Annotated in this window: 16 protein-coding genes; 6 read left to right on the forward strand and 10 right to left on the reverse strand. The window is 74.0% G+C overall.

What is annotated here, in order from left to right; genetic code table 11:
- Positions 1–33 precede the first annotated feature (33 nt).
- Positions 34–525, forward strand: a complete 492-nt coding sequence (locus tag ACL02R_RS03975) for a GNAT family N-acetyltransferase (RefSeq protein WP_412795439.1) — start codon at positions 34–36, stop codon at positions 523–525.
- Here the strand turns inward: ACL02R_RS03975 and ACL02R_RS03980 are convergent.
- The 5 genes from ACL02R_RS03980 to ACL02R_RS04000 are packed head-to-tail and all read right to left on the reverse strand — an operon-like array spanning position 503 to position 6,888.
- The gene (locus tag ACL02R_RS03980) at positions 503–1,666 is read right to left on the reverse strand and encodes a hypothetical protein (RefSeq protein WP_412795440.1); all 1,164 of its coding nucleotides are present in this window, start codon (positions 1,664–1,666) and stop codon (positions 503–505) included. The two genes, ACL02R_RS03975 and ACL02R_RS03980, sit on opposite strands and share 23 nt — an antisense overlap.
- 16 nt (positions 1,667–1,682) lie before the next feature.
- A complete protein-coding gene (locus ACL02R_RS03985) occupies positions 1,683–3,116 on the reverse strand; it encodes an ATP-binding protein (protein WP_412795441.1) in 1,434 nt (477 codons plus the stop codon).
- A 37-nt stretch (positions 3,117–3,153) separates the two neighbouring features.
- Positions 3,154–4,707: an SCO6880 family protein gene (locus ACL02R_RS03990; RefSeq protein ID WP_412795442.1), complete on the reverse strand. Its 1,554-nt coding sequence runs from the start codon at positions 4,705–4,707 to the stop codon at positions 3,154–3,156.
- A complete protein-coding gene (locus ACL02R_RS03995; RefSeq protein WP_412795443.1) occupies positions 4,704–6,065 on the reverse strand; it encodes a hypothetical protein in 1,362 nt (453 codons plus the stop codon). The genes ACL02R_RS03990 and ACL02R_RS03995 overlap by 4 nt, the downstream gene beginning before the upstream one ends.
- Complete coding sequence (locus ACL02R_RS04000; RefSeq protein WP_412795444.1) at positions 6,055–6,888, reverse strand: hypothetical protein; 834 nt, start codon at positions 6,886–6,888, stop codon at positions 6,055–6,057. The genes ACL02R_RS03995 and ACL02R_RS04000 overlap by 11 nt, the downstream gene beginning before the upstream one ends.
- Before the next feature lie 334 nt (positions 6,889–7,222).
- Here ACL02R_RS04000 and ACL02R_RS04005 point away from each other — a divergent pair, with 334 nt between their 5' ends.
- The 3 genes from ACL02R_RS04005 to ACL02R_RS04015 all read left to right on the forward strand — a co-directional run bounded on the left by ACL02R_RS04005 (position 7,223) and on the right by ACL02R_RS04015 (position 8,508).
- Positions 7,223–7,696, forward strand: a complete 474-nt coding sequence (locus ACL02R_RS04005; RefSeq protein WP_412795445.1) for an ATP-binding protein — start codon at positions 7,223–7,225, stop codon at positions 7,694–7,696.
- Between the two features lie 42 nt (positions 7,697–7,738).
- Entirely contained in the window at positions 7,739–8,161 is a 423-nt protein-coding gene (locus ACL02R_RS04010) for a GNAT family N-acetyltransferase (RefSeq protein ID WP_412795700.1), read from the forward strand.
- A gap of 65 nt (positions 8,162–8,226) precedes the next feature.
- Entirely contained in the window at positions 8,227–8,508 is a 282-nt protein-coding gene (locus tag ACL02R_RS04015; RefSeq protein ID WP_412795446.1) for an STAS domain-containing protein, read from the forward strand.
- Between the two features lie 368 nt (positions 8,509–8,876).
- Here ACL02R_RS04015 and ACL02R_RS04020 read toward each other — a convergent pair whose 3' ends face one another.
- The gene (locus tag ACL02R_RS04020; protein WP_412795447.1) at positions 8,877–9,932 is read right to left on the reverse strand and encodes a sigma-70 family RNA polymerase sigma factor; all 1,056 of its coding nucleotides are present in this window, start codon (positions 9,930–9,932) and stop codon (positions 8,877–8,879) included.
- 95 nt (positions 9,933–10,027) lie between these two features.
- A complete protein-coding gene (locus ACL02R_RS04025) occupies positions 10,028–10,606 on the reverse strand; it encodes a SecDF P1 head subdomain-containing protein (RefSeq protein WP_412795448.1) in 579 nt (192 codons plus the stop codon).
- 99 nt (positions 10,607–10,705) lie between these two features.
- Between ACL02R_RS04025 and ACL02R_RS04030 the strand changes: the two genes are divergently transcribed.
- Entirely contained in the window at positions 10,706–12,238 is a 1,533-nt protein-coding gene (locus ACL02R_RS04030; protein ID WP_412795449.1) for a protein kinase domain-containing protein, read from the forward strand.
- 18 nt (positions 12,239–12,256) lie between these two features.
- On the opposite strand, the gene ACL02R_RS04035 is transcribed toward ACL02R_RS04030, so the two are convergent.
- From ACL02R_RS04035 to ACL02R_RS04045, 3 genes are all read right to left on the reverse strand, one after another.
- Positions 12,257–13,147: a DNA-formamidopyrimidine glycosylase family protein gene (locus ACL02R_RS04035; RefSeq protein ID WP_412795450.1), complete on the reverse strand. Its 891-nt coding sequence runs from the start codon at positions 13,145–13,147 to the stop codon at positions 12,257–12,259.
- Between the two features lie 68 nt (positions 13,148–13,215).
- Positions 13,216–13,863 carry an O-methyltransferase gene (locus ACL02R_RS04040; protein ID WP_412795451.1) on the reverse strand — a complete coding sequence of 216 codons (648 nt, stop codon included), beginning with the start codon at positions 13,861–13,863 and terminating at the stop codon, positions 13,216–13,218.
- 250 nt (positions 13,864–14,113) lie between these two features.
- Positions 14,114–15,259, reverse strand: coding sequence for a hypothetical protein (locus ACL02R_RS04045; protein ID WP_412795452.1), 1,146 nt, complete (start codon positions 15,257–15,259; stop codon positions 14,114–14,116).
- Between the two features lie 221 nt (positions 15,260–15,480).
- Here ACL02R_RS04045 and ACL02R_RS04050 point away from each other — a divergent pair, with 221 nt between their 5' ends.
- Complete coding sequence (locus tag ACL02R_RS04050; protein WP_412795453.1) at positions 15,481–16,212, forward strand: UbiX family flavin prenyltransferase; 732 nt, start codon at positions 15,481–15,483, stop codon at positions 16,210–16,212.
- Positions 16,213–16,252: the final 40 nt, after the last annotated feature.

Genomic DNA, 16,252 nt, shown 5'->3' on the forward strand with positions numbered 1-16,252 from the left:
CGGTCCTCTCCCCGGAGTGCGAGCATCGGCCTCATGGCGTACAGAGTTCGTCGCACGTCGCGGGACGACTGGCGGCAGTTGCGGGAACTGCGGCTCACGGCTCTGTCCGATCCTGTGGCGTCCGTCGCGTTCTACGAGCCCTACGAGGAAGCGCTTGAACTGACCCAGGGCGAATGGGAACGGCGGGCTGTCGGGCGGACCACCGTCACGTTCATCGGCGAGACCGAGTCCGGAGAATGGGGCGGCATGGTCGGGGTGTTCAGCCGCGGCGGGGTCGCCCAGGTCGTCGGCGTCTATATGCGGCCCGAGCACCGCGGCACCGGACTCGCCCACCTGCTGATGCAGGCCGCGATCGACTGGGCGGACGGACGTGAGGTCCGACTGCGCGTCCACGAGAACAACCCGCGCGCCGTGAAGTTCTACCGGTCCCTCGGGTTCGAACCGACCGGTGACCGGGCTGTCGATCCCGCCGACCCTGTGTACGAGACGTACGAACTGGTGCTCAGGAGCCCGCGATCACCGTGAGAGCCGGCCAGGCGCTGGTCAGTTCGTCCACCAGGGCATGCCGCAGCGGCGCCGTCTCCCGGTGGTTGCCCACGATGTAGAGCGTCCCGCCCTCGCCCGCCAGGTTGTCGAAGGCCAGGAAGTCCACCCTGCCGGGAGTGCAGGACTGGCGGATGTGCACCTGCTCAACTCCCCCCAGCGCGCGGGCGATCAGGTCGAGCGCCGCGTCGCGCCGTACCGGATGCCCGTCGAGCGCGCTCTCCAGTTCCATCGACGCCCCACCTACGGCGCGCGCATGGGTGCGGAGAATCTTGACCGGCTCGCCGCCGGAGCGGCCGGCCGCCCAGCGGTGGACCTGGTGCACCGAGGCGCCCGCCAGCGCGGCGGCGTGCAGGTAGCAGCGGAGCAGGGTCTCAGCCGTTGCCGCGTCCAACTGGAAGACGGGCTCGGCCGGGCGTACGGGCGCCAGAAGCGCCGCCGCGCGCCTGCGGGCCGTGGGCATCTGCTCGCAGCCGCGCAGCGGCGTCCAGCGCAGGCGTACGGGGGCGTCGGTGAGATGCCCCGGGTCGTAGACGTGGGCCGGGCCGAGCTTGGTGCGGCGGCGCGCGGTCTGCGTCCAGAGGGAGCCGTGCGGATCGATCACGATCAGGCCGGGGGGCGCCGTGAGGACGGCGGTTGTCTTCACGTCGGAGGGGGCGTCGGTGGTGGCCTGTTCCTCGAAGGCGGGTTCCGGGGTGGACGGTGGGGGCGGGGGCGCGTCGTCCACAGGCTGTGTGCCGCGCGCCGCGGGAGCGCGGCGGCGGGAGCGCCAGCGGGCCGCCCGTACGTACAGCGTCAGCGCGAGGAAGAACAGGGCGGCCAGCTGGAGGAGGAAAGCGATCCAGACCGCAGCCGCGCCCGGCAGGTCGGCCGGGTCGGCGTCCGGCCAAGCGGAAGCCACGTTGCCCGGTGCGGTGAAGAACGAGCGGACCGCCGAGGCCGTGCTGAAGAACGTGACACCCGGGGGCCACGCGCCGCCGGTGACGAGCCCGGCCAGGCCGGTCGCCGTCCAGATGAGCGCGGTGAGGGCGAGCATCAGCGCGAGGGCGCCGACGAGGAGCCCGTCCGGGACGCCGCCGCGTCCGGCGGGGGCGGGGCGCGGCGCGCGCCGGTCGTGGGTCATGGGTGGTCCCGGCCGGTCAGAGGACGCCCTGGCGCTTCTCGAACGACAGGGCTCGGGCTTCGGTCTCCGCTTCGAACGGGTCCCGCTCGTCGTCGTCCGGGCCGTCCCCGGCGGTGAGCGCGCGGGCCTCGGCGAGGGCGGTGGACGACTCGGTCATGGCGCGGTCGGTGAAGACGAGGGGCCGTTCGGCCTCGGTGATGAGGTGCTTGACGACCTGCACGTTCCCGTTGACGTCCCAGACGGCCATGCCGGGGGTCAGGGTCGGGATGATCTCGACGGCCCAGCGCGGCAGGCCGAGGACCTGCCCGGTGGCGCGGGCCTCGTCGGACTTCTGGGCGTAGACGGTGCGCGTGGACGCCATCTTGAGGATCGCGGCCGCCTCCTTCGCGGCGGCGCCGTCGATCACGTCCGAGAGGTGGTGGACGACGGCGACGAACGACAGGCCCAGGCGGCGGCCGAACTTCAGGAGGCGCTGGAACAGCTGGGCGACCGAAGGCGAGTTGATGATGTGCCACGCCTCCTCGACCAGGAAGATGCGCTTCCTGCGGTCCGGCCTGATCCACGTGTGCTCCAGCCACACGCCGACGATCGCCATCAGGATCGGCATGGCGATGGAGTTGCGGTCGATATGGGACAGGTCGAAGACGATCAGCGGCGCGTCCAGGTCGATGCCGACGGTCGTGGGGCCGTCGAACATGCCACGCAGGTCGCCGTCCACCAGGCGGTCGAGGACCAGTGCCACGTCGAGGCCCCAGGCGCGGACGTCCTCCAGGTGGACGTTCATGGCGTCGGCGGCCTCGGGCAGCGGGTGCCGCAGGCGTTCGACGATGTCGGTCAGTATCGGCTGGCGGTCCACCGTCGTCTGGTTGACGTACGCGTGGGCCACCTTGAGGGCGAAGCCGGAGCGTTCGTCGAGGGTGCGGCCGAGGGCGACCTCGATGATCGTGCGCAGCAGCGCGAGCTGGCCGGTGGTGGTGATGGCGGGGTCGAGCGGGTTGAGCCGGACGTTGCCGTCGAGTGTGGCCATCGGGTCCAGGCGGATGGGCGTGATGCCGAGCTGCTGGGCGATGAGGTTCCACTCGCCGACGCCGTCCTCGCCCTGGGCGTCCAGGACGACGACCTGGCGGTCGCGGAACCGCAGCTGCCGCAGGACGTACGTCTTCTCCAGGGCCGACTTCCCGTTGCCCGACTCGCCGAGGACGAGCCAGTGGGGCGCGGGAAGTTGCTGGCCGTAGAGGCGGAAGGGGTCGTAGATGTAGCCCTTGCCGCTGTACACCTCGCGGCCGATGATGACGCCCGAGTCGCCGAGGCCGGGGGCGGCGGTGGGGAGATAGACGGCCTGGGCCTGGCCCGTGGAGGTGCGGACGGGCAGGCGGGTGGTCTCCGTCCTGCCGAAGAGCAGGCTGGTGAACGCCTCGGTGATCAGGCTCAGCGGATCGCGTGCGGGCATGTCGTCGCCTCCTCGTTCTCCCGGGGCCGGGGTGCGGTCATCGCCTGATCCCCGTCGCGAAGGGCAGGGTGTTGACGAACGCGCGGTGGTGCTCGCGGTCGCACCACTCCAGCTTCAGGTACGACTTCCCCGCCGAGGCGCGGATCGTGCGCTTGTCGCGGGCGAGGGCCTCCGGGTCGGGGGAGGAAACCGTCAGATAGCCGACGAGGTTGACACCGGCCGCCCCCGAGGCGAGGTCGTCGCCGCGCTGGTCGATGCGGCCGTGGGCGGCGATGTCGCGCGGGTCCACGGTGCGGTTCATCTTGGCGGCGCGGGAGGCCTCGGCGGCGTCGTTCGTCTTCTCGGTGAGCATCCGCTCGATGGCGATCTCGGTGGGCTCCAGGTCCATGCAGACCGCGACGGTGCGGATGACGTCGGGGGTGTGGACCAGCAGCGGCGCGAGGAAGTTGACGCCGACCGGGGTCATCGGCCACTCCTTGACCCACGCGGTGGCGTGGCACCACGGCTCGCGGGTGTCGGACTCGCGGGTCTTCGCCTGGAGGTAGGTGGGCTCGCGGGCGTCGAGTTCGGCGGGCCAGGCGTTCCGCTTCGACATGGCCTGGATGTGGTCGATGGGGTGGTCCGGGTCGTACATCGAGTGGATCAGGGAGGCCAGGCGCGCCTCGCCGAGCGGCTGCCGTACGCGGATGTCGGCCTCGGCAAGGCGGGCGCAGATGTCGGTGAGTTCGCGGGCCATGATGACGGCGAGCGCCTCGTCCTGCGACATGCCGCGCTTGCGGCCGCGGCCCTTGGCGGCGCGGGCGAGGGTCTGCGCCTCGCCGGCCAGGTCGCGGGAGTGGTGCATGCAGGCGACGAGGTAGGCGCGGTGCTGCTCGCTGGAGGTGGACACCATGGACTGGAGCTGGTCGTAGGACTCCTGGATCCAGTGGGGGGCGGCGGAGTCGCCGCGTTCCCTGACGTCGTTGGCGTGGGCGTCGGGGTCGGCGGGGAGGGTGCGGGCGAGCATCTGGAGGCGGGAGACGTGGCCGTCGCCGTTCGCCACGTGCTTCAGGAGGGTGCCGAAACGTTCGACCAGGGCCTCCTGGTCCTCGCTGTCGCGCAGGCCGACGCCGGGGCCCTCGATCTCGATGGCGGCGGTGACCGTGCGGCGGTCACTGTGCAGGAGGACGGCCAGTTCGTCCGGGCCGAACGCGGCGGCGAGCCAGTGGACCGGGCCGACGCCCGGGGGCGAGCCGACCTCGACCTCGCGCCCGTCGAGCCGGACCCCGGCCTCGGGGGCGGCCGAACGGTAGGTGGCGCCGCGGCGCTGGGTGCGGCGGAAGAAACGGTTGATCTCGTACCACCTGTAGAACGTGCGGCCGTTGTAGGGCATGTAGACCGCGGCGAGGGCGAGCATCGGGAAGCCGGCCAGGCCGACGATCCTGACGGTCAGCACCGGGATCAGGATGCCGCTGAGCATGCCGAGGAACGCGCCGGCCACGATGAGGGCGATCTCGCCGGTCTCGCGGTTGCGGCCGACGATCGACTGCGGCCTGGCGCGCCCGATGAGGTAGGTACGGCGCCTGGTGAGTGTGTGCGGTGGGGCGGTCATCCGCTACCTCCTCGTGATCCCGCGCTCCCGGAGGGACCGGCCGGTCCCGGGTTGCCCGTGGGGGACGAGCCGGGGGGCGCCGTACGGGAGCCGTGCGCGGCGACGCCGCCCGCCAGGGGGTTGGCGGGGCGCGCCTGGCCCGCGCCGCCGGTCGCGGCGGTGGCGGCCGCGGCGCCGTCGCGGGTGCCGTGGGTCGTCATGCCCTGGCGGAGCATGGTCGCCGGGGTGGACAGGGCGGCGCCCGCGGCGCGGCTCGACGTGTCCTGGCGCATGGCGCGCTGGCTGACGATCTCGTCGCCGAAGCCGGGGACGAAGCGGTAGATCATCGCGGAGGCGAAGATGGCGAGGAGGATGATCGCGAGGCCCGACACGACCGAGGAGACGGCGGTGGGGCCCTGGTCGCCGGAGGTGGTCGTGAGGGCGGCGGCGAGGCCGAGGACGATGACGATCACCGGTTTGATGAGGATGACGGCGATCATGATGCCGGCCCAGCGGCGGACGTGGCCCCAGAGGTTCTTGTCCACGAGGCCCGCGTACACGGCCGTGCCGAGGAGCGCGCCGACGTACAGCATGGCGGCGCGGATGACCAGTTCGAGGGCGAGGACGCCCGCGGCGAGGATCGAGATGAGCGAGACGACGATCAGCATGATCGGGCCGCCGCCGATGTCCTCGCCCGCTTCGAGGGCGGCGGCGAAGTCGCCGAAGAACGCGTCGGAGTTGTCGCCCGTGCCCGCGACGATGCCCTCGGTCATGCCGTCGGTGGCGGAGACGACCGAGTAGAGGATCAGGGGGGTGAACGCGGAGGCCATGACCGTCAGCCACAGGTAGCCGATGGCCTCGGAGGCGGCGGTCGTCAGCGGGACGCCGCGGATGGCGCGCTTGACGACGGCGAGGAGCCAGAGGATCAGCGTCAGGACGGTGGAGGCGGCGAAGACGACGGCGTACTGGCGGAGGAACGAGGCGTTGGTGAAGTCGACGTCGGTCGCGGTCGAGACGAGGTCGGACAGCTCGTTGACGATCCAGGCGGCGGCGTCGGCGCAGCCGCGGGCGAGGGAGGAGAGGGGGTCGAGGGAGTCGCTGAGCGTGCTGTTGCCGCCGCCTCCGCCGCCCTCGGCGGGGTCGCCTTCGCAGTAGTCGCGGGCCGTGCCGGAGATGTAGTCGCACTCAGGGTTGTCCCCGTCGCCGGGCGCCTCGGGATCGTCGGGGTCGCCCGGGGCGGCGTGCGCGCGGGGCGCGGCCGCCAGCAGCAGGGCGGAGAGGCCGAGGGCGCCGGACAGGCCGCCGGTGACGGCGGCCGGTGCGAGACCGGCGGCGCGGTGGAGCAGCCGTAGCGGACCGGACCGCGGGCTAGCGCGCATAGGTGAACCCTCCGTACGACTCGGCCGCTTCGGCGATCTCTTCGGCTCCTGACACGACGTCGTCCCCGCCGACCGGGGTGGGTCCCTCGGTCTGCTCGGTGCGGACGACCTTCCAGTCTCCCTCTTCCCAGGCGAGTGTGAAATGGAGCGTGAACCAGCTGGTGCGCACGGGGGTCCGGGAGTCGGTGCCCGCGATGCCGAAGAGCCCGGCGCACCAGACGGAGACCTCGGCGGTGGTGTCGGTGACCTCCGTGGCGGTGGCGCCGACCGGGAGGGTGCGGTTGACGAAGGTGGAGCCGGCCGGGGCGGCGCCGTCCGCGTCGAGGCCGATCCGTTCGTTGAGATCAGGGCTGTAGGCGCGGTCGTAGGAGGCCAGCAGGTCGTCGCGGTCCGCCGCCGTGCTCACGGTCTCGACCACCGTGCGGCGCTGGTCGGCGTTGAACATCTCCGTGCCGCCGAGCGCCACCGCGTAGTTGGCCGCCGCGCTCTGCGCGCCCTGCGCGTCCTGGGAGAAGCCGGTCGGGATGCCGTTGAACGAGCCGTCCACCGGCTGTTCGCCCGAGGGGGCCGTGGGCCGCGACTGGTCGGTGCCGCCGTTCCCGCCGCCGCCCCGCGCGTCGTCGTCGGAGCTCTCGCGGTTCTGGCTCGCGAAGACGATCGCGGCGAGGAGGAGGACGACCACGCAGACGATCGCGCCGATGCTGCGGAACGGCGACGAGCCGGACCGGCGCGTGCCGGTCTCCGGCTGGTCGGGCAGCCGCGTCCGGGTCTGCGCGGGGACGCCCCGGGCGCGCGTGTCGTCGTAGTCGTCGCCATAACTCATAATCGCGCCCTCTCAACAGCGGCGAGTCTATTACCTCCCCACCCGACGTTAGCGCTCTCGACGGACGTTCTGCTTCTGTGCGCGGGGAGTTGGCCCATGGACGCTGTGGCGGGTGTGCACGCCTGGGGGAGACGGTGTGTCGTGGGAGGACTGCTGCGCCGTCAACGGTGCGCCGCCGTCCGGCTCTTCACGGTCACGGGGTATGCCGCCGGGGTCCGAGGGATTTATCACGCGCGGACACGGTTGGGAGCCGTGGCGCTGCGCAGGTTATGGGGGCGGCGCCCGTGGCTCCGGAAGGCTTCCGGGACAGGGCGTCGGGAAGGGTGAGGTCCGCATGTGTTCGATCGCTGCGCCCGGGTTCGGTCCGGTGCGGCCGGGTGCCGGTTTCTCGCTCACGTTCCCGCCGGAGCCCGGGTGGGTGCGGGGGGCGCGGGAAGTGGTGCGGACGGCGCTGGCGCCCGTCGTACGGCCGGGGTCGGAACTGGTCGACACCGCCGTCCTCCTGACGTCCGAGGTCGTGACGAACGCGGTCACCGCCGCGCGCGGCTGCCGGACGCGTGAACCGGTCGCCCTGTACGGCGAGTGGACGGGGGCTGGCGGCGTACGGGTGCTGGTGCGGGACGGCGCGCCGGGCGGGCCGCCGCCGGTGCGCGCGCGGCCCGACGACGACGCGGAGCACGGCCGGGGGTTGCTGCTGATGTCGCTGTACGCCGGTGACTGGGGGGTGTGCCGTCACGCGCCGGGGCGGGGGAAGGTCGTCTGGTTCACGCTGGAGACCGGGGAGGGACGTCCGGCCGCACCCGCCTGACGGGCGCGGGGACCGTCGTGCTCGGATGGGGGCATGACGGACATGACCGGGGTGACGGTGCGGGCGGCCGGGGCGGCGGATGTGCCCGCCGTGCTCGCCTTCTGGCGGCGCGCGGCCGAGGGGACCAGCGTCAGCGACGACCCGGCGGGCGTCGGGCGGCTGATCGCGCGGGACGCGGAGGCGCTGCTGCTCGCCGAGGCGGACGGGGTGCTGGCCGGGACGGTCATCGCGGGTTTCGACGGCTGGCGGTGCCATCTCTACCGGCTGGCGGTCGCGCCCGAGGTGCGGCGGCGCGGTGTGGCCACGGCGCTGCTCGACGCGGCCGAGGCGCGGTTCGCCGCGCTGGGCGGGCGGCGGGCCGACGCGATGGTGCTGCGGCGCAACGAGGTGGCCCGCCACGCGTGGGGCGCCCGTGGCTACCGCGCCGAGGAGGAGTGGCGGCGGTGGGTCAAGCCGCTGGGCTGACAAGGGCCTTCCGATGAGTTCCGCGCGGTGCGGTGGTCTTGTGGGCAGGTGAGGAGGCCGCTGTGGTGAGTACGGAGTTCAGGGTGTGGGGACCGCTCGTCCGCGAGGACGTGCCGGGACTGTGCGAACGGCTGGACGGTGAACTGCGGCGTTCCGGTGCCGTGGTGGTGACGGTGGACCTGGCGGAGCTGGGGGTGCCGGGGCCTGCGGCGGTGGACGCGGTGGCGCGGATGCGCCTGACGGCGGGGCGGGCCGGCTGCCGGACGCGGTTCCGTCATGTGTCGGATGGGCTGCGGGAGTTGCTGACGCTGATAGGGCTGGGGGAACTGCTGGCCGACGACGGCTGATGTCGCGTCGGGTGAGGCGGTGGAGGACCGCGACGACGCCGCGGGCGGGTCTGCGGCGCGCGCCGAGCAGACCCGCACGGAACGGGCCGGTCACCACGCCGCGTGCCCGTGACCGCCGTCTGGTCGCCGGTGCTGGTGCTGGTGCCGTGTGCCGTCGGCGGACCAGTTCCGGCGGCGTTCGCGGACCGGCTCGCATGGCCCGTTCCGTTCGGGCAGGTCACGCCGGCCCGCACCCGTCGACGGCCTGCACGGGGCCTCGTCGACGGCCCGGGGCCGACGGCGGAGCGGCCAGAACCCGCGGTCCCTCCGTCCGTTCGGGCCCGGGGAGCGTGACCGCCCCGCCGCCCCCCGCCAGGGGCCCGCCGGTGTCATGCGGGCGGCAGGTGGTCCGGGAGGCCGAACAGCGGGAAGAAGCGCGCCGTGTCCAGGAAGGCGGTGATGCCGGTGATCCGGCCGTCCGCCGTCTCGATCACCTGGAGCGCCCAGGGCGAGTGCCCGCCGTCCGGGTCGGCCCGGTACTGGCCGAACGCCGGGAGCCCGTTGGCCGACGTGGGTATGAGACGCGATCCCTCGCAGCCGATGCCGGGGCCGAGCATGAAGGCCCGGACGTCGTCCGCGCCGCGTATCCACAGGTCGTACGGCGGCATGTTGAGGGTGGCGTCCTCGTGGAGCAGCGTGGTCAGCGAGTCGAGGTCGTACCGCTCGAACGCGTCGAGGTAGCGGGCCAGCAGGTCCTTCTGCCCGCCGGAGAGCGCCTCGGCCGACACCGCGTCACCCGGCGCGCGCGCCGCGTCCCCCGCCTCGGGCAGCCCCGTCGTGGCGATGGTGGCGCGGGCGCGCTGGAGGGCGCTGTTGACGGAGGCGACGCTCGTGTCGAGGAGTTCGGCGACCTCGCTCGCCTTCCAGCTGAGGACCTCGCGCAGGATCAGCACCGCGCGCTGGCGGGGCGCCAGGTGCTGGAGCGCCGCGATCAGGGCCAGGCGCACCGACTCGCGGGTCTCCGCCCGTTCGGCCGGGTCGGTGGCCGAGATCGTCCGGCCGTCCGGCATGGGCTCGATCCAGGCCGTCTCGGGCAGCGGGGGGCCGAGCACGGCGGAGGCGGTCGGGGTGGGCGACGAGAGGTCCATCGGCCGGGCGCGGCGGCTGCTGCCCGAGAGCATGGTGAGACAGACGTTGGTCGCGATCCGGTAGAGCCAGGAGCGCAGGGACGAGCGGCCCTCGAAGCGGTCGAGTCCGCGCCAGGCGCGCACCAGCGTCTCCTGCACCGCGTCCTCCGCCTCGAAGGCCGAGCCGAGCATGCGGTAGCAGTACGCGGTGAGCTCCTTCCGGTGGCGCTCCAGGTCCGCCTCGGTCACGGGCGCGGTCACGGGCGCGGTCACCGGCTCCGCGGCGGGCGGCGCGGGTGGTGTCGCGGCTCGGCTCATGGCGGGCTCCCCTTGGCTCGTTGACTGTCCGGAGTGACGGGCGGTCGATCTGCGAGCCACCCTAGCCAGGGGGTCTGACAACGGCCGGTCGCCGCTCAGGCGCGGAGGCGTCCTGCCAGGTCCTCGGCCTCCTGACGGCTGAAGCCGCCGCTGATCACGACCTCCCCGCCGTCTATCCGGCCGGACACGACCGGGGCCGTCAGCAGCTCGTCGCCCAGGACCATCGCCAGGCGGCTGCCGCCCGGTTCCGCGCCCGCGACCGTCGCCGTGAGGTCGGCGAACGCGCGGGCGTCACCGGCGCGCAGGACGATCAGGACGCCCCAGTCGCCGGTGGTGCCCGGCTCGGCCCGCGCGTCCTGGAGGCGCTGGACCGCCAGACCGCCGGAGTCCCGCAGCGTGAGGCAGCTGCCACGGTCCGTGACGGTGGCGCCTGTCTCGGCGCCCGAGCAGGGCCCGTCCACCGCCGCCGTCACGGGGACGAAGCGCAGCGGATCGGGCAGTTCGCCGCCGCCGGTCGGCGTTCTGGCCGTCAGCACTGCCAGAATGGTCATGGCCACGCCGAGCAGGGCGAGGACGCCGACGAGCAGCGCGGGCCCCGACCCGTCCCTGCGGGGTGGCGGCGCCGTGCGCGGGGGGCCGCCCGGCCAGGGGCCGTTCGCGTGGGCAGAGCTCATTCAGGGCCCCCTCCGGAGTCGCCGCCTGGCGCTTAAAGTAGCGGTACCGGTGGCGGATGCGCAGGCCGTCCGCCGGACATGGGAACGGGGGTGCGCGGCATGCGGGACCGGATACTCGAAGGCCGTTACCGGATCGGGGAACGGCTCGGCGCCGGCGCCATGGGCACGGTCTGGGAAGCGCTCGACCTCCGGCTGGAGCGGCAGGTCGCCGTGAAGGTCGTGGGCGCCGCGGCGGTGGGCCGCGATCCGCGCGCCAAGGAGCGGTTCGAGCGGGAGGCCAAGCTGCTGGCCGGCCTGTCGAGCCCGTTCATCGTCACAGTGCACGACGCCGGGGAGTCGCACTTCGAGGACGCCGGCGAACGGTTCCTCTACCTCGTCATGGAGCGGCTGCGCGGCCGGTCCCTGGAGCAGGTGCTGACCGGGCAACTCCCGCCGCTCGCCGAGGTGGCCCGCTGGGGCGAACACATCTGCCGCGCCCTGGCCGTCGCGCACGCGTCGGGCGTGGTGCACCGCGACCTCAAGCCCGCCAACGTGATGGTCGGCCCCGACGGGCTCGCCCGCGTCCTGGACTTCGGCATCGCGGCCGTCCTGGCCGAATCGACCGACCACGCGCGCCTGACGTCCACCGGCGTCGTCGTGGGCACGCCGTCGTACATGTCGCCCGAGCAGATCGAGGGCCGCACGGTGGACGCGCGCAGCGACCTGTACGCGGCGGGCTGCGTGCTGTACGCGCTGGCGACCGGCCGCCCGCCGTTCCTCGGGCCCTCGCTCTACCAGCTGCTGCGCCAGCAGATGGAGGAGGAACCGGTCCCGCCGGGCGTGCTGCGCCCCGGGCTGCCCGCCGAGTGGGACGAGCTGATCCTCGCCATGCTCGCGAAGCCGTCGGACGCGCGGCCCGCTTCGGCCGCCGAGGTGGCGGAGCGGCTGCGCGCCATGGCGTCGCTGTCCGCCGCCGCGCCCGCGCCCGCGCCGCCCGCCGCCGTGGCGACGGCGCCGGCCGTCACGTACCAGCCGACGCGGGTGGACCCGCGCTCGGTGCTGCTGGCCAACTGCCCGCGCCCCGAGGGCGGGCGGCTGCCGCTGGCGACCGGGCAGCGGATGCGGCTGGCGGAGGTCCTGCCGGGCGCCGACACGTTCCGGATCTGTCTGGACTGGCGGACGCCCGACGGGGTCGCGGTGGACGTGGACGGCAGTGCGTTCGTCGTGGACGGGGCGGGCGCGGTGCTGTCCGACGAGCACTTCGTCTTCTACAACAACCCGGAGCCCGACGCGGTCGGCGTGCGCCTCGGCGGCGACGACCCCGAGGCCGTGTTCACCGTCGAGCTGCCCAAGCTGGCGGAACGGGTGGAGCGCGTCGTGTTCGCCCTGTCCGTGGACGAGGAGCAGAGCGGGGCGGGCAACGACCTGTCGCTCGTCAGCCTCCTCCACACCCGGCTGCTCGGGGTGGCGAGCGAGGCGGAGCTGCTGTGCTACGGCTTCCCCGCCGGTCCGCCAGGGGCGACGGGCCTGACGATCGGCGAGCTGGTCAGGGAGGAGGACGGGTGGTGGTTCTCGGCGGTCAGCAGGGCGTATGACGGCGGGCTCGCGGACATCGCCATGGCGTACGGGGTGTCGGTGGAGGCCGACGCGTGAGGCGGGCCGCCGGGCCGGTCACTTGAGGAGGCGGGAGAGGCGGCGGTCGGCGAGCGGCTTGCCGCCCGTCTGGCAGGTGGGGCAGTACTGGAGCGCCGAGTCGCGGTAGGAGACCTCGCGGATCGTGTCGCCGCACACGCGGCACGGCTCGCCCGCCCGGCCGTGCACGCGCAGCCCGCTGCGCTTCTCGGACTTCAGCCGCCCCGCCGCGACGCCACGCGACCGCTCGACGGCCTCCCGCAGCGTGCCGGTCAGCGCGTCGTACAGCCCGGCGGTCTCGGCGGCCGTCAGCTTGTCCGCCAGTTTGAACGGGGACATGCGGGCGGCGTGCAGGATCTCGTCCGAGTACGCGTTGCCCACGCCCGCGAGGACGCCCTGGTCGCGCAGCACGCCCTTGATCTGCCGGTGCTCGCCCGCCAGCAGGGCGGTGAACGCGGCGGCGGTGAACGACGGGTCGAGCGGGTCGGGCCCGAGCCTGGCGACGCCGGGGACCTCGGCGGGGTCGCGGACGCAGTGGACGGCGAGGCGCTTCTGCGTGCCCGCCTCGGTCAGGTCGAAGCCGGGTCCCGGCGGGTCGCCGAGCGCGACGCGCAGGGCGAGCGGGCCCTTGCCCGGCTTGGGCGGGGCGGTCGGCAGCTCGTCCTGCCAGCGCAGCCACCCGGCGCGCGCCAGGTGGACGACGAGGTGCAGCGGCCCGTCCGGTGCGGCGCCCGGCGGTTCGACGGCCAGGTCGAGGAACTTGCCGTGCCGCGCCACGGCGGTGACGGTCCCGCCCTCGACGGCGGAGAGCGGCGGGTCGTAGGTCTTGAGGACGTGGAAGGCGACCGGCGTCGCGCGGGTCACCCGCCGGCCCACGGCGTGACCGGTCAGGAACTCGCGCAGCGCCTCCACCTCGGGCAGTTCGGGCATGCCTCCAGCGTAGGCGCACCCACTGACAATCCGGGCGTCGCGGGCTGAATCCCCCGCTGGCGGCGCGGTCAGCGCTTGCGGACGAGCGTCACCCCGTCGCGCACCGGCAGCAGGACGGACTCGACGCGCGGGTCGGCGGTCACGGTGTCGTTGATCTGCCGGATCGCGATGTCGGCCGGGTCCTGGGCGGCGGGGTCCACGACGCGGCCGGACCGCAACACGTTGTCCAGCACGATGAGGCCGCCGGGCCGCAGCCGGGTCACGATCTCCTCGTAGTAGACCGGGTAGCCGACCTTGTCCGCGTCGATGAAGGCGAAGTCGATCGTCTCCCGCGGCGGCAGGGCGCGCAGCGTGTCCGCGGCCGGGCCGACGCGCAGGTCGATGCGGTCGGTGAGGCCCGCGCGGTCCCAGTAGCGGCGGGCGACCGACGTCCACTCCTCGCTCACGTCGCACGCGATCAGCCGCCCGCCCGCCGGGAGGGCGCGGGCGATGCAGATCGACGAATAGCCGGTGAACGTGCCCACCTCCACCGCCTGCCGTGCGCCGGTGAGGCGCACCAGGAGGGAGAGGAACGCGCCCTCGTCCTGCGTGATCTGCATGCTGCGGTGCTCGGGCAGCGCCCGCCTGGTCTCCTCGGCGAGATCGCGCAACACGTCGTCTGCGGGGGTGGCGTGGGCGATGAGGTAGTCGTTCAGGGCGGGGTTCACGATGTCCATGGGCCGACCCTAGTGCTGTGGCCGGAAGGGTTCACCGGCTCAAGACGCCCGGCGTGGGGGCACCTCCCAGGCCTCCGGGCCTGGGGGAACCTCGCTGCGTTGCCGAATCGCGCGGGTACGGCCGAGTACGAGCTGCGATCCGGCACCTTGCGATGCACCTCCCCCAGCCGCCAGGCTGGGGGAGCCGTGACCCGGCAAACCTCCCCGGCCACAGCACTAGAGGCTGCCTCTGACAGCCGGCCCCCGTCCGTCAGGGCTGCATTGGGCCGGGCACGTCGGCGCGGTCCGGGTCCTCGGCCCGTTCCTCCGCCTGGACCCGCAGGTACATCAGCGCGACGGTCAGCTCGGCAGGGTCGAGCGGCCCGTCCGACTCCGGCGGCTTGAGGGAGAGCGCCGAGCCGCCCGCGAGCGACAGGTGCAGCGGCAGCGCCGGGGCGCCGTCCGCCGCCGCACCGGCCGCGCCGCCGAACTGGGCCAGGTCCACCGTCGCGTCCGTCAGCACCCCGTTGCGGATCTGGAGGCGCGCGGTCACCCGCCCGCCGTCCTCCTCGTCGGGCGCCGTCACGAGCGGGGGGAGGCCGAACTGCCGCAGCTGCTCCGTCATCACGCCCAGCAGCGGGTCCAGGGCGCGCCACGCGTCGGCGGCCGGCAGCGACACGTCCACCTGCTCCGCGCCGTCGGCGTCGCCGCGCCTGTGCAGCTCGCCGCCGGAGCGCAGCGCGTCGCCCAGGGCGCCGGCGAGCGCGAGCTGCGCCTCGGGGACGAGCAGCGACGAGCCGTCCACCAGCGCGTTGCCCAGGCGGGCGGCCGCCTCCTCGTCCACGCCGCCCGCCTCGTGGAGCGCGGCGGCGTAGTCGTCCAGGCGGTACGGGTCGATCTCCGTCCAGTTGCCGTGCAGGGCGCCCGCCGCCGCGCCGACGGACGCGGGCAGCTCCTTCGCGTCCTCCTCGAACCCGGCGGCCGCCGCGACGGCGGCCTCGTCGCCGCCGTACACGTCGTCCACGATCGACTCGGCGCCGACGCGGACGTAGGTGCGGTCGTCGATGTTCTTGACTCCGGCGACATCGCGTCCGCCGAAGTTGACGGTCATGGCGCCGTCCAGCTCGTCGTCCGGCCCGAGGTCGCGCATGCGCCGCTCGCGGTCCGGGTCGCCGACCGCCACGGTCAGCTCCAGCTCGGCCAGCAGGCGCGCCTGCACGGGCGTGGTGGGCGGGCCGCCGTCGCGGGCGGTCACCGCGTCGAGGTAGGCGGCCGTCTCCTCCGGCGTGGCGTCGATGCCCGCGCCGACGGTCAGCGCCTCCCAGGACAGCAGCTCGTCCACCGCCCCCGACATCTCGCGGCCCGCCTGGACGTTCTCCACCGCCTGGCAGGCCACGGTCGCTGCGGAGAGGAGCACGGCGCCGCCGAGGGCGGTCAGCCGCGTGCGGTAGGGGCGGCGGGTACTGATGTCGGTACTCCCTTGTCTGTGGGGGAACGCGGGACGTGGACCGGTGACGGTCGTGCGTTCCAGTCTCCACGCACCGCGCGGGCGCCCGTCGCCGGACCGCCGCATGTGGCCGGAGCGTCACCGTCCGGTAAGCGGGTCGTTAGCTGCGGCGACGGGCTAGCCTCGCACGTATGCAGCCCACCGAGGAGCCCGCGAGCGGGCCGTCCGCGCCACGTACGCCCTGGATAGCACGTACGCCCTGGATAGTGGGGGTTTCCGGCGCGTCCGGGACGCCGTACGCCGCCGCGGTGCTGCGGGCGCTGCTCGCGGCGGGGGAGGCCGTGGACCTGGTGGTCAGCCGGGCGGCGCGGCTGACGCTGCTGGACGAGACGGGCGCGCCGTTCCGCGACGGGCACTGGCGGGAGGACCTGCGGGCGTGGCTCGCGCGGGGCGCGGACGGGGAGCCGGACGCGTTCGCGGTGGGGGACGCGGCGCTGGACGCGGTGCGGTACTGGCCGGCGGGTGATCTGGCGGCCGGGCCCTCGTCGGGCTCGTACCCGGCGCGGGGGATGCTGGTCGTCCCGGCGTCCACGGCGTCGGTGGCGGGGATCGCGCTCGGTCTGTCGAAGGATTTGTTGCAGCGCACGGCGGCCGTGACGCTGAAGGAACAGCGCCCGCTCGTCGTCGTGGTGCGCGAGACGCCGCTGAACGGGCCGACGCTGCGGCAGCTCGCCGACCTGGACGCGGCGGGTGCGGTGGTGCTGCCCGCGTCGCCCGCGTTCTACGCCGGGGCGGCGCACATCCAGGACCTGGTGGACTTCGTGGCGGGCCGCGCGCTGGACGCGGTGGGGGTGGGGCACGGGCTGTACCGGCGGTGGCGGGGCGAGCTGGGGGGCGGCGCCGGGGCGGCCACTCGTAGGTGACGACGTGTCCATGCCTTAGATTCGTCTGTGCAATCGACCA

This window comes from Streptomyces sp. MS19, assembly GCF_047200595.1.
Lineage (GTDB): Bacteria > Actinomycetota > Actinomycetes > Streptomycetales > Streptomycetaceae > Streptomyces.